This is a genomic window from Ochrobactrum sp. WV_118_8, assembly GCF_039631535.1.
GTDB lineage: Bacteria > Pseudomonadota > Alphaproteobacteria > Rhizobiales > Rhizobiaceae > Brucella > Brucella anthropi.
Genome location: NZ_JBDIUZ010000001.1, coordinates 2,433,197 through 2,446,537, shown reverse-complemented (window position 1 = coordinate 2,446,537; position 13,341 = coordinate 2,433,197). Strand labels below are relative to the sequence as shown.

Below are 13,341 nucleotides of genomic sequence, written 5' to 3'. Positions count from 1 at the left end.
GTCATACCCCCAGCGCTTCGTTGAGCGCCGCCATGCGGGCGGGCAGTTCGGCGGTGGGGAAGTTTTCCGTCACCACGCCATGATCCATGAGATAAAAGCGGTCGGCGACCTTGGCGGCGAAGCGGAAATTCTGCTCGACCAGCAACACCGTCATGCCACGTTTTTTCAACTCCACCAGCACATCGCCGATGCGCTGCACGATGACGGGCGCAAGACCTTCGGTCGGCTCGTCGAGCAGCAGCACCTTGACCCCGGTGCGCAGGATGCGCGCAATTGCCAGCATCTGCTGTTCGCCACCCGAAAGCTTGGTGCCGGGGCTGTTACGGCGCTCATGCAGATTGGGAAAGAGTTCGTAGATTTCGTCAAGCGACATCGTGCCCTGACTGCCTTTGGCGACGACAGGCGGCAAAAGCAGGTTTTCATGCACGCTCAAGGTGGCAAAGATGCCGCGCTCTTCGGGCACAAAACCGAGACCGGCATGGGCGATGCGATGCAGCGGCACACGCATGATGTCCTTGCCGTCGAGCGTGATGGTGCCGGTGCGCTTGCGGATGATGCCCATGATGGCACGCAGCGTCGTCGTCTTGCCGACGCCGTTGCGGCCCAGAAGCGTGATGGTTTCGCCGGGCCAAATATCGAGGTCGACGCTGTTTTAGCAAGTTAGGGATGCGACGTTTTTAGCAAGATAGAAATGCGACAGGTGCTGACGTTCAGCCCCCATTCCGAGAGGCTGGTCAGGGTTGCAAGCGAGGAATGGGGGCGGGTGAATATCCACCTCTTCGGCTTTAGCTTTGAGAGTGCCAAATGTCATTAAAGATGGGCATTTCACTCGGCTGCAGCCAACCGGGCTAATGCTTTTTCCCGACGTGCAGTAACTTCAGGATCGTTCATGTAAGCGGTGCGCGATTTGCGCTCACGCTTCTGATAACCGTTGGCTGTGCTGCCGTCGCGAACACCAAACATGTGGTTCGTCTGCCCCGTTCTGCGTGGTCCACTCTTACTGCGTTGCAATTCCCGACCTGCCTGCATCTCGGCCACAATCGATAGCATGTCATCCAATCGCTTGTTCTCGACAACAGGCGACCGGTGAACAGAACGAAGCTTGTCGAAGGTTGTATAGGGCAGGGTGTCCGTTCCATGCATGATCTCCAGACGGCCATCCGGATAATCGCAGACAATCACCTTCTGTCGGGCCAGCCGCTTTGCAAGCTCCGTCGGCTCCAGGATGAACAGCACCTTGTCGTAACGCAGCGTCAGTGTTTGCGAAAGTGTCCGTACTTCCTTCCGGCACATCGCGCTGTCGATGTTCTCATGCCCGGCCAGCGGTCGATGCATATCCTTCGGATTGCGCGGCTCCTTGCCAAACCGGGCATTGAAGTCTGCAATATATTCCGGCGCATAAGCATTTGCTGCTTCGATTGTATCAATGCCGCGCAGTCGCAATTCCTTCACCAGGCGATCCTGCAAAGTCCTGTTGGCCCGCTCGACACGGCCTTTGGCCTGCGGAGTATTGGCACAGATAATATCGATGTTGAGCTCATAAAGTGCCCGACCAAACTGTGTCAGGCCGCTTGTTCGATCTTTCTCTGAACCATGTGTGGAGCGAAACACACCATGCTTGTCGCTGTAAAAGGCCAGCGGCTTGCCCCATTCCTGCAAGTAGGCCTTCGTCGCATGAAAATAATCGAATGTATTCTCTGATCCGGCAAAACGCAGATGCAGAAGCTTGCCGGTGGCATCGTCAATATAAACGAGGAGGGCGCATTTGGGACCCCGCTCCTCAAACCACCAGTGATGCGACCCGTCGATCTGCACCAGTTCACCGAAACAATCCCGCCGGCCGCGCGGCTGATGCAGTTGTCGCTTGCGTTCACGACGCGACGTCCACAACCCAGCCACCGTCATCCATTGCCGCAGCGTCTCCTTGCTGACCGAAAGCTGGTGTCGTTCGGCAAGCTTCTCACAGGCCAGTGTCGGACCGAAATCCCGATAATAACCCCGCACCAAATCCAGAACACCATTGCGGAAATCTTCGCTGTAACGATGATTGCTCAGGCGACCGCGTCTTCCCGAAACCAGTCCAGCACTCCCAAGTTTATCGTAAGCCTGTAAAAGACGATGAATCTGGCTGCGGCTGAGATCGAGCAATGCGGTGGCCTGTATAACGGTCAGGCGGCGATCCCGTATCTTCTGAATGACTTCCAATCGATTGAGTTCTCTCTGCGACATAGTAATCAAACAAGACATGGCAACTCTCTAAACTGATACACATCAATAGAGAGCCAGTCTTCCTTTCCTCGTTCGATCTGAACAGAGCACGCGACCTAAAAATGTCGCATCTCTATCTTGCCCATCTGTCGCATCTGTATATTGCTGTTATAGACGCCGTGCAGGGCATGGCTTTCGCCATACCAGGCATTGAGCCCGCGCACGGATAATAGCGGTTGGCCTCTATTCATGTTCGGTTCCCATATAGGCGGTGCGCACGCGCTCGTCCTTGGAGACGGTGGCATAATCGCCGGAGGCGAGAATTTCGCCGCGCTGCAGCACCGTGACGTGGTGGGCAATGTCGGCCACCACCTTGAGATTGTGTTCGACCATCAAGACCGCGCGATCCTTCGCCACATCGGCAATGAGGGCGGCAATGGTATGGACATCTTCATGGCCCATGCCCGCCATCGGCTCATCGAGCAGCAGAACCTTCGGATCGAGCGCCAGCGTGGTGGCGATTTCGAGCGCGCGCTTGCGGCCATAGGACAGATCGGCGGCCAGCGCATGACGGGCATCGGCAAGGCCGACTCGCTCCAGAAGCTCGATGGCCTGCGCGTCGAGCCGGTCGAGTGCTGACAGCGAGCGCCAGAACTGTGTGGCAAGCCCATTGGGACGCTGCAATGCGACCTTTACATTTTCCAGCACGGTCAGGTGCGGAAAGGTGGCCGAAATCTGGAACGAGCGCACCAAACCCATGCGGGCCACCTTGGCCGGATCGGTCTTGGTAATGGTTTCGCCCAGAAGTGTGATCTCGCCACTCGATGGCTGCAAGAACTTGGTCAGGAGGTTGAAAACAGTGGTCTTGCCTGCACCGTTGGGGCCGATCAACGCGTGAACACGAGCATGTTCCACATCGAGGTCGACATTCTTGACTGCATGAAAGCCGCCAAAAGACTTGCCCAGTCCGCGTGCCGACAGAACGGTCTTGCCGGATGAGCCACCATCGTTCGGCCCTGCTTCATGCAGGGCCGTCATATTGCCAGTTGCTGCGTTCATTCAACCAGCCTCTTTTTACTGCGTTACCAGCGGGCAGCCGCTTTCTTCCGGCTTCATGTAGGCCTGATCGCCGGGAATGGTTGCAAGAACCTTATAGTAATCCCAAGGCGCCTTGCTTTCATCAGGCTTCTTCACTTCCATCAGATACATGTCGTAGATCATGCGTCCGTTGGCACCGACCTTGCCGCGACGGGCAAAGACGTCCTCGACCGGCATTTCATGAAGCTTCTTGGCAACGGCCTCGGTTTCGTCGGTCCCGGCTTCCTTGATCGCCTTCAGATATTGGGTGACAGCGGAATAGGTGCCTGCCTGAATCATGTTCGGCATACGGCCCGTGCGCTCGAAGAATCGCTTGCCGAATTCGCGCGATTCATCGTCGCGATCCCAGTAGAAACCTTCGGTCAGCGTCAGGCCTTGAGCGGCTTCGAGGCCGAGACCGTGCACTTCCGACAGGGTAAAGAGCAGGGCCGCGAGGCGCTGGCCACCGGCGACGATGCCGAATTCAGCCGCCTGCTTGATGGCGTTGGACGTGTCGAGACCTGCATTGGCAAGGCCGACCACCTTGGCGCCGGAGGCCTGTGCCTGCAGCAGGAAGGAGGAATAATCGGTGGTTGCCAGCGGGTGGCGCACGGAACCCAGAACCTTGCCGCCCTTGGATTCGACGAATTTGCTTGTCTGCTCTTCCAGCGAATAGCCGAAAGCATAGTCGGCAGTGAGGAAGTACCAGGTATCGCCGCCCTGCTGCACAAGCGAGCCGCCGGTGCCGACTGCAAGCGCATGGGTGTCATAGGCCCAATGGAAGCCATAAGGCGTGCACTGCTTGCCGGTCAGTTCCGACGTGGCCGCACCTGTGTTGATGGTGATCTTCTTCTTGTCCTTGGACAGGGCCTGTACGGCGAGGCCGACCGACGAGGTTGTCAGTTCCATGATGGAATCGACCTGCTCGGTGTCGTACCACTGGCGCGCGATGTTCGAGGCGACGTCCGGCTTGTTCTGGTGGTCCGCCGTGATGATCTCAATCGGCGCATCGAGCACTTTGCCGCCGAAATCTTCAGCCGCCATCTTGGCAGCCTCGAACGACCATTTGCCGCCGAAGTCGGCATAAACGCCGGATTGATCGTTCAGAATGCCGATCTTGACCTTGCCGTCGGAAATTTCCGCTGCCGACGAGATAGCCGTGGCGGCGAAAAGCGCTGCCGTTGCAAGTGCGAGACATTTCATGAAGTGCTCCTCCCAATAACACCAAAACCGCCACGGAAAACCCGCACGGCATTCTTCAGAGCGCCATGCATCCTTACGGACGTACAAACGACGCTCTAAACTATTGAATCTACGCATTGTGCTTTCTGAAAATCGATTCCGATTTTCCGGCTAATGCTGTAGTGAAGCAGTCTTTCGAGATCAGGAAACGGCTTTTCCTCTGTGCCGTTCGCCCTCTGCTTCCGCCCGATTTGTTCCTCCGCCCCGGGCGTTTCTTTCTTTATTGCAGCTCCTGACGCAAACCTGTCTGGCATTTTCGACGGAGCTACTTTTTGAAACGGTAGCATTGACAAATGCGTACACGAACAACAATTTTTGAACACTGTCTGTTCGAAAACGTACAGACAGAGAGACAGGAGCCACCGCAACTGTTTGGGAGGGGTGCATGCGGCAGTTCACATGGGACGATCTGCAATATTTTCTGGCGGTTGCGCGCACCGGCCAGCTCTCCACGGCGGCGCGACAGTTGCGCACCAGCCATGTCACTGTTCTGCGCCGGATCGACCGCCTGGAACAGGCCCTTGCGACCAAGCTTTTCGAGCGCAATCCGCGCGGTTATCTGCTGACGCCCATCGGCGAACGGCTGGTGAACTCTGCCGAGGTCATGGAGCGCGAGGCGATGAAATTCCAGACCGAGGCTACCGGCAATCTGGCGGCGCTGTCAGGTGTCGTGCGTCTCTCGACGCTGGAAGGTTTCGGCAATTTCTTTCTTGCCGACCGTCTGCCTGTGCTGGCGCAATCCTATCCGAGCCTGTTCGTGGAAGTGGTGACGATCCAGCAGATCATGTCGCTGTCGCGCCGCGAGGCGGAATTGTCGATCACGCTGCATATGCCGCGTACCGGTCCCTATCACAGCGAGAAGCTGACGCCCTATCGGCTCTTCATCTATGGTCATCGCGATTATCTGGAGCGGCATCCGCCGATCAGGACACGCGAGGACATGGCCCGGCATCCGTTCATTGGTTACATCGACGACATGGTTTTCACGCCGGGCCTTGATTACATGCGCGAAATCCTGCCAGGGCAGCGCTGCACCTATCAAAGTTCCAGTATTCATGCGCAACTGATCGCCACGCAGATTGGCTATGGCTTGTGCGTGCTGCCTTATTTCATCGCCAGCCGGCATCCGGAATTGGTTCCGGTTCTGCCGCGCGAGATGCATCTGGTGCGTGAATATTGGATGAGCTGTCACATAGATGTGGTGGCTGCACCGCGAATCCGGGTGCTGAGCGATTTCATGATCCGCGCTGTGCGCGAATCTTCAGCAATCTTCCTCGGGGAACCCCTGCTGAGGGCATGATATTGTCGTTCGTTACTGATCAGATAGTGCCGCCGCCGATGGCGAAAATGCAAGTAATGACGAGTGCGGTAAAGCCGAACCCGATAATGAATAGATTAAGCGTCTTCATGTCCCCTCCTTTTCAACCCGGAGGCGTTATGTTCGACTTATGGTAGAATGTCTACCTTAAATTGTAATAGTCCAAACTAAAGTTGTATAACTGAATTTTAGACGGTTTCGCGCTCGATATCCCGGCGAAGCACGATTGCGGTAGTGAGATCCTCTACAGTTTCATGGGTGGCGATGAGATCACGCAGGCTGTTGAGGCGGTCTATGGTGGGGACTTCAACCTCAACGATCAAATCGAGCTGGCCACTCACCGACGATACCCGGCGCACCTCGGCATGGCGCGCCAACTCATCGAGAAGGCCAAGCGCCGGTGTACGCTTGAGGCTGACCAGAATCATGGCGCGGATGACGTTCCTGTCGATCTGGCCGATGTCTGCCCTGTAACCGCGAATGACGCCATTTTTCTCAAGATTGGCGACACGCTCTCCGGTTGCACTGCGCGAAAGACCGATGCGTCCCGCCAGGGTTTTCAGCGGAATGCGCGCTTCCTTGGAGAGAATGGCCAGTATCTCGCGATCCTTCGCATCCAGTTCCCGCATGGTCGGTTCTTTCGTATTATCGTAAATGTGCCGGTCCATTCCGGCAAAGTGCCGGTCTGACCGACGCCTTGTCTGATGCCTGAAAATCGCGGACATGCCAAGCTCATCCTGTTACTTCCCATTCATATTCAACCCGTGAAGCGCCTCCCATGACAGATATTTCGCATCCCGCCCCCGATTTTTCTCCGCAAGAGGCTGAAGTGCTGGCCCAGCTTCATTTCGGCGTGACGGCGAGTGCCTCGCCGCTCGACAGCGAGCGTGATCGCAATTTCCGGCTGAAGACGGGCAATGGATCGGGAGACTGGATTCTGAAAGTCGTGAATGCCAGTGAACCGCGCGTTGAAAGCGAATTCCAGACAGCGCTCCTGCAGCATCTGGCCAAGGCTGATCCGGTGCTTGCCGTACCGCGCCTGAAAGCGAGCCTGTCGGGGGAGGTACTGGCCTCTATCGAAAAGGAAAAGGGCAAGCCCCATGCGCTGCGGGTGGCAAGCTGGCTGCCGGGCACGCCGTTGGCCGAGGTCAAGCGCACCAAGGCGCTGATGCACAATCTGGGCGGTGCGCTGGGGCAGCTGGACCGCGCCTTGCAGGGCTTCATCCATCCGGGTGCCTTGCGCGATTTTGACTGGGATGTGCGCCACGCCGGACGGGCGCGTGACCGTCTGCATTTCATCGACAAGCCGGAAGACCGCGCTGTCGTCGAGCGCTTCCTTGTCCGTTTCGAGCGCGATATCGCGCCGAAGCTGCCGCTCCAGCGTGCACAGGTGATCCATAGCGATGCCAATGACTGGAATGTGCTGGTTGATCCGCAGGATAATGAACGTATTGCCGGGCTGATCGATTTTGGCGATGCGGTTCACACTTTTCTGGTTGCCGAAGTGGCGATTGCCGCTGCCTATTCCATTCTGGATATGGACGACCCGATTGGTGCAGCCGCAGCCCTCGCTGCCGGGTTCCATGCGAGATATCCGCTTTTGCCGCAGGAAATCGATCTCATATTCGATCTGATTGCGATGCGTCTCGTCACCAGCGTCACGCTGTCGGCTTCGCGCCGCGAAAAGACCGGTGACAATCCTTATCTTGCGATCAGCGAAGCACCTGCATGGCGGCTTCTGCACAAGCTTGATGCCATGAACCCGCGCTTCGCCACCGCCATCCTGCGCAAGGCATGCGGTTTCGATGCTGTAGACGGTGCTGGTGCGGTGCGTGAATGGATCAATGCCAACCGAAAGAACCTCGCCCCCATCGTTCGCCCGCATCCGGCGACGATGACCAAGGCGCTGGTGCCCTATGGCGACCCGGCTCATGTGATGACGGTCGATTCTGCCGGGCAGCGCCCAAAGGAAGCCACCGCCTGGTGGGATGATTTCTGCGCCCGCAACCATGTGCAGCTCGGCATCGGTCCATGGGGCGAAAAGCGTACTGTCTATACCGATGAGGCGTTTCGTTCACGCTTTGTCGAAGGCGAGCGGCGTGTCCACCATCTGGGCCTTGACCTGTTCATGCCTGCAGGCACGCCCGTCTACACGCCGCTTGCAGCTACTGTGAAAAGCGTCGAGATCGAGACCGCGCCACTTGGCTATGGCGGCCTGATTGCGCTGGAACATCAGCCGGAAGGCTGCCCGCCTTTCATCACGCTGTGGGGCCATATGGCGCATGAGGCTGTGTCCCGCCTGAAGCCGGGGCAGAAACTGGCCGCCGGTGATCTCGTCGGCCAGATGGGCGACATGCACGAGAATGGTGGCTGGACGCCGCATCTCCATTTCCAGATTTCGACGGATACCGGCCTCACGGCAGCGGAAATTCTGGGCGTCGGCGAACATGCCTATCTTGATGTCTGGGCCGATATCTTCCCGGATGCCGCAGTCCTTGCCGATATTCCGGCGGAAGCCTTCCACCAGACCGGTCGCACGCGCACCGAGATCGTCAGCGCCCGCAAGGATATTCTGCTGCCGAACCTCTCCATCTCCTACTCCGAGCCGATCAAGTTCGTGCGCGGTGAAGGCGCATGGCTGATCGATAATCGGGGCCGCGCCTATCTCGATTGCTTCAACAATGTCTGCCATCTCGGCCACGCTCATCCGCAGGTGGTGGAGGCGATTGCCAGACAGGCCGCGATCCTCAACACCAATACGCGCTATCTGCACGACAACATCGTTTCCTATGCGGAGCGCCTGACGGCGACTTTGCCCGAAGGTTTGACGGTGGCCTCGTTTGCCTGCTCGGGCAGTGAGGCGAACAGTCTGGCGCTGCGTATGGCACGTGCGCATTCGGGCCAGCGCGATGCGCTGGTGCTCGACTGGGCCTATCACGGTACAACGCAGGAGCTGATCGATCTCAGTCCCTATAAATACAAGCGCAAGGGCGGCAAAGGACGTCCGGATCACGTGTTTGAGGCCGTCATCCCCGACAGCTACCGCGCGCCGGAAAATTGGCCGCTGGCAGAACATGGCAAGCGCTTTGCTGAAAGTATTGCCGAGCAGATCGAAGCCGTAAAAAGCCTTGGACGCGGCCCGGCTTATTTCATTGCCGAGTCGATCCCGAGCGTCGCCGGTCAGGTCTTCCTGCCGGAAGGCTATCTGCAGGAAGTCTACGCGAAGGTGCGGGCGGCTGGTGGTGTCTGCATCGCGGATGAGGTGCAGGTTGGCTTCGGCCGTGTTGGCAGCCACTGGTGGGCGTTTGAAATGCAGGATGTGGTGCCGGATATCGTCACCATGGGCAAGCCTATCGGCAACGGCCATCCGATGTCGGCAGTGGTAACGACCCGTGAAATAGCCAGCAGCTTCAACAATGGCATGGAATATTTCAACACGTTTGGCGGCAATCCGGTTTCCTGCGCGGCAGGTCTGGCAGTGCTGGATGTCATTGAGCGCAACGATCTGCGCCGCAACGCGCTTGATATCGGCAACTATCTCATCGACGGGTTCCGCTCGATGCAGAAGCGCTTCGATATCATCGGTGATGTGCGCGGGCAGGGGCTGTTCCTCGGTATCGAGCTGGTCACGGATCGCAAGACCAAGGAACCGGCAACGGCTCTGGCCAAGAAGATCAATGATGGCGCGCGCGAACGCGGCATTCTGATGGGGACTGAAGGTCCGTTCGACAATGTCCTGAAAATGCGCCCGCCGATGATCTTCACACGTGCCAATGCCGATCATCTGCTGAGCGTTCTGGAGGACAGCTTCGCGGCTGCACTGAAGTAGTTCGTAGTCGGATAACTGAACAAACAACAAGCCCGGCGGCGTGCTGCCGGGCAATGGATCGGCTTTTTCGAAATTCTGGGCCGAAACTCTGGGCCGAAACTCTGGCCTGAAACTCTGGCCTGAAACTCTGGGAGGAGGAACAATGAAAAAAATAGTTTTGGGTTCGTTGTTGGCGGCGGGCTTTGCCATGTCCGCTCAAAGTGGGGCGCAGGCGGATACGCTTTCGACCGTGAAGGAGCGCGGCAAGATCAATTGCGGCGTCAGTCAGGGCGTTGCAGGCTTTTCGTCGCCAGACGATCAGGGCAAATGGACCGGCTTCGATATTGATTTCTGTCGTGCGGTATCGGCGGCAGTCTTTGGCGATCCTGACAAGGTGAGCTTCATTCCGCTTTCGACCAAGGAACGCTTCACGGCGTTGCAATCCGGCACGGTCGACCTGCTTTCGCGCCAGACCACCTGGACGCTTTCGCGTGATGCGGGCATGGGCATCCATTTCGTCGGCACCGCCTATTATGACGGTCAAGGTTTCATGATCCGTAAGGATCTGGGTATCGATAGCGCCTTGAAGCTCGACGGCGCTTCGGTCTGCACCGAGCAGGGCACGACCACCGAACAGAACGCCGCTGATTTTTTCAGCGCCAACAGTATCAAATATGAACCGGTGGTGATTGATTCTGCCGATGGCATCCTGAAAGCATTTGAAACGGGTCGCTGCGATGTTTACACGACCGACGCGTCCGCACTTTATGCGCAACGTCTGAAGCTTGCCGAACCTGATGCTTTCACCGTTCTGCCGGAAGTGATTTCCAAGGAACCGCTTGGACCTGCCGTCCGCCAGGGCGACGATAAATGGTTCAACATCGTTCGCTGGACGCTGTTTGCAATGCTTGAGGCCGAGGAACTGGGCATTACGCAAGCCACCGCTGATGCGGATCTGAACTCCAAGAAGCCGGACGTGCGCCGTTTCCTCGGATCGGAAGGCGATAGCGGCCAACAGCTCGGCCTTGAGCCGAAATGGGCCTATAATGTCGTCTCCAAGATCGGCAATTATGGCGAAATGTTTGAACGCACCATCGGCAAGGGCAGCCTGCTCAAGATCGACCGCGGCATCAATGCGCTGTGGAACAAGGGCGGGCTCATGTATGCGCCGCCTGTAAAATAACCGGTTTACAGCTCTTCGAGCAGGTCGCCGGAGGCTTCGATATCACGCAGGCGCTTTCGTCCGGAAGCGCCTGCTTTTTCAATGGCCCGCGTGGTCAATAAATGGCAGAGCGCCATGACCGCAACGTGATTGAACAACGGGCCGGGCGCCAGTGTCTGGCAATGAAAATGCCATTGCGCGGAAGCCCGGAACGGCGCGCCTTCATCGGTGATGTAGAGAAGTTTCGCACCACGCTTTTCGATGGCGGCAAGGATGTCGTCCATTTTTGCAATACGGCGGCGAAGCGCGAAGACGATGACCATATCGTCGGGGCTGATGCTGGCAATATATTCGCCAAGTGTCTGGCCCGGTCCGGGAACCGCAACGATATTGTCCACCACCTGTATCATCTGCCATTGCAGATAGGCCGCAAAAGGCTGGCTGCTGCGAAAGCCGAATACCCATGTCTTGCGTGCGCCGAGCATTGCTTCCACAACGGCATCGATCTGTGTTTCGCGTATGGAAAGAAAGGTCTTTTCCAGATTGGCGATGCCCTGACCGACATGCGAAGACAGGGACTGGCCGCTCTCCGCATCGGTGGCACTCGACAGAAACAGACGCGATCCCGTCTGTTTTTCCTCACGGGCATGGCGTCGGGATTCTTCATAGGTGTCATAACCGAGGCGCTGTACGAAACGCGTCACGGTCGCGTTGGAAACATGGGCGAGAGCTGCCAGTTCCGACGCCGAATAGCTCGCCAGTTCCCCTGGAAAATCACATACGAATTCACCCAGCCTTTTTTCGGCTGGCGGCAGTTCGTCCATAACGTCTCTTACGCGGGTCAGAAAGGACTTTTCGGTGGGTTTCATGTGCCGCCTGATGAAATCATATTTTCAGATTGCCTAACTATTAGCAGCTTTTGACTATTTTTGCATCTTTTTCGCCTAAGCTTTGAGCAGATTATCTATCTGAAAATAAACGATAAAAAAATGCTTGTAAAAATTGATTTTCTGATGTTTGATTATGAAAAAATAATTTCATACGGCTAATATCATGGGAGTTGGACCGTTATGGCAGGGGAACAAATGATACAATCCGGTGCGACGTCACCGGCCATCAAGCAGATGGAAAATGCATTGGGAAATATCGGCGTGACAACTGCGCACAAGCAGATTCTCGCGCTGATCCTGATCGGCTGTCTCTTTGACAGTTTCGAGCAGAACACGATTGGCCTCGTCGGGCCGATCCTTCGCGAACAATGGGGTCTGTCGGGCGCCGATATCGGCTTCCTCAATACCATCACTTTCGCAAGCGCGGCCATTGGCCGTCTCTTGTCTGGCATTCTTGGCGACCGGTACGGCCGCCGTGTCATGCTGACGATCAATCTTCTTCTCTTCACCGTCGGTTCCGCACTTTGTGCGCTCGCACCGAGCTTCGGCTGGCTCTGTCTCGCACGCGCCATTGTCGGCTTTGGTGTCGGCGGCGAAATTTCGACTGCCGTTACGATGCTTGCCGAATTCTGTTCGCCGAAGTTCCGTGGAACTGCAGCCGGTCTCGTCAATGTCGGCGCAGGCGGTTTCGGCAACTTCCTCGCCCCGGCTTTCGGTCTGCTGGTTTTCACGCTCTTTCCGGGCGACGACAACTGGCGCTGGCTCTTCGCCGTTCTGGCGATCCCCGCTTTCCTCGTTGTTTTCTTTCGCCGTTACGTGCCGGAAACACCGCGTTTTCTGGCCTCGCAAGGCAAGATCGACGAAGCAAACAAGGTACTTTCCATTCTGGCGTCCGGATCACTCCGACCCAAGAACCTGAAAGTCACTGAATATCTGTCGAAGTCGGAAGACAGTGACACCAAGCCAGTCAAGGGCAATTGGAGGGAACTGTTCCAGGCGCCTTATCTTGGCCGCACCGTCCCTGTGGCGATCGCGATCCTGATGAGCTACGGCGCACAACTTTCCGTCCTGACGCTGATGCCAATGATTTTCGTTTCGATGGGCTACACGCTTTCGGGCAGCCTTCTTTACAGCATGATCATCCAGAGCGGCAGCGTGCTCGGTGCCATTGCAGCATCGGCATTCGGCTATTACTTTCCGCGCAAGAAAGTTCTCAGCCTGGGTGCGGTCTGTGCCTGTGCCGCAGCGCTTTCGATCATCTATCTGGGCACGAACATCTATCTGGTGCTGTTCTTCGGAGCGCTGTTCCAGTTCTTCGTCCTGTTGCTCAACACGTCGATCTGGATTTACGCGCCGGAACTCTATCCAACCCGTATCCGCGGCTTCGGTGTGGCACTCATCCTCGCGAGCGGTTCGGCTGCCGGATCCTTCGTGCCAACGATTGCGGGTGCCTTGTTCGACACATACGGAATGCTCGGTGTCTTCGGCCTTGCCGCATCGATGTATGCCATCTTCGCATTCTGCATCCAGCTTGGGCCGGAAACCTATGGTCGGTCCATGGAAGACCTGACGCAGCCGGCGGAAGCCGACGAGCCGACGGTCGATTTCACAAAAACTGCTAAAGAACAGGCCTGAA

At 57.1% G+C, this 13,341-nt stretch carries 10 protein-coding genes and 1 pseudogene; 4 read left to right on the top strand and 7 right to left on the bottom strand.

From position 1 onward, the window contains the following. Position 1: 1 nt before the first annotated feature. The 5 genes and pseudogenes from ABDF71_RS11810 to ABDF71_RS11790 all read right to left on the bottom strand — a co-directional run bounded on the left by ABDF71_RS11810 (position 2) and on the right by ABDF71_RS11790 (position 4,488). On the bottom strand, positions 2–634 hold the full coding sequence (locus ABDF71_RS11810) for an ABC transporter ATP-binding protein (RefSeq protein WP_500061666.1): 633 nt from the start codon (positions 632–634) through the stop codon (positions 2–4). Between the two features lie 191 nt (positions 635–825). Continuing rightward, positions 826–2,247 (bottom strand): ISNCY family transposase, encoded by a 1,422-nt coding sequence (locus tag ABDF71_RS11805; RefSeq protein ID WP_151610612.1) that lies wholly within the window; start codon positions 2,245–2,247, stop codon positions 826–828. A gap of 134 nt (positions 2,248–2,381) precedes the next feature. Next, positions 2,382–2,513 (bottom strand): annotated as a pseudogene (locus tag ABDF71_RS11800) (ABC transporter ATP-binding protein); the annotation flags it as partial. Continuing rightward, positions 2,452–3,267 (bottom strand): ABC transporter ATP-binding protein, encoded by an 816-nt coding sequence (locus ABDF71_RS11795; protein WP_010659468.1) that lies wholly within the window; start codon positions 3,265–3,267, stop codon positions 2,452–2,454. The pseudogene ABDF71_RS11800 and the gene ABDF71_RS11795, both read right to left, overlap by 62 nt. Before the next feature lie 15 nt (positions 3,268–3,282). Beyond that, positions 3,283–4,488 (bottom strand): ABC transporter substrate-binding protein, encoded by a 1,206-nt coding sequence (locus tag ABDF71_RS11790; RefSeq protein ID WP_151663774.1) that lies wholly within the window; start codon positions 4,486–4,488, stop codon positions 3,283–3,285. 424 nt (positions 4,489–4,912) lie between these two features. Between ABDF71_RS11790 and ABDF71_RS11785 the strand changes: the two genes are divergently transcribed. Next, the gene (locus ABDF71_RS11785; RefSeq protein ID WP_012091474.1) at positions 4,913–5,827 is read left to right on the top strand and encodes a LysR family transcriptional regulator; all 915 of its coding nucleotides are present in this window, start codon (positions 4,913–4,915) and stop codon (positions 5,825–5,827) included. 206 nt (positions 5,828–6,033) lie between these two features. On the opposite strand, the gene ABDF71_RS11780 is transcribed toward ABDF71_RS11785, so the two are convergent. Next, on the bottom strand, positions 6,034–6,474 hold the full coding sequence (locus ABDF71_RS11780) for an Lrp/AsnC family transcriptional regulator (protein WP_010659472.1): 441 nt from the start codon (positions 6,472–6,474) through the stop codon (positions 6,034–6,036). A 149-nt stretch (positions 6,475–6,623) separates the two neighbouring features. Between ABDF71_RS11780 and ABDF71_RS11775 the strand changes: the two genes are divergently transcribed. Next, positions 6,624–9,674, top strand: coding sequence for an aminotransferase class III-fold pyridoxal phosphate-dependent enzyme (locus ABDF71_RS11775; protein ID WP_500061578.1), 3,051 nt, complete (start codon positions 6,624–6,626; stop codon positions 9,672–9,674). A gap of 142 nt (positions 9,675–9,816) precedes the next feature. Then, positions 9,817–10,836 (top strand): amino acid ABC transporter substrate-binding protein, encoded by a 1,020-nt coding sequence (locus ABDF71_RS11770; RefSeq protein WP_500061577.1) that lies wholly within the window; start codon positions 9,817–9,819, stop codon positions 10,834–10,836. A gap of 5 nt (positions 10,837–10,841) precedes the next feature. Here the strand turns inward: ABDF71_RS11770 and ABDF71_RS11765 are convergent, their stop codons facing one another. After that, positions 10,842–11,684, bottom strand: a complete 843-nt coding sequence (locus ABDF71_RS11765; RefSeq protein WP_010659475.1) for a MurR/RpiR family transcriptional regulator — start codon at positions 11,682–11,684, stop codon at positions 10,842–10,844. A 201-nt stretch (positions 11,685–11,885) separates the two neighbouring features. On the opposite strand from ABDF71_RS11765, the gene ABDF71_RS11760 reads away from it, so the two are divergent. Continuing rightward, positions 11,886–13,340, top strand: coding sequence for an MFS transporter (locus tag ABDF71_RS11760; protein ID WP_010659476.1), 1,455 nt, complete (start codon positions 11,886–11,888; stop codon positions 13,338–13,340). Position 13,341: the final 1 nt, after the last annotated feature.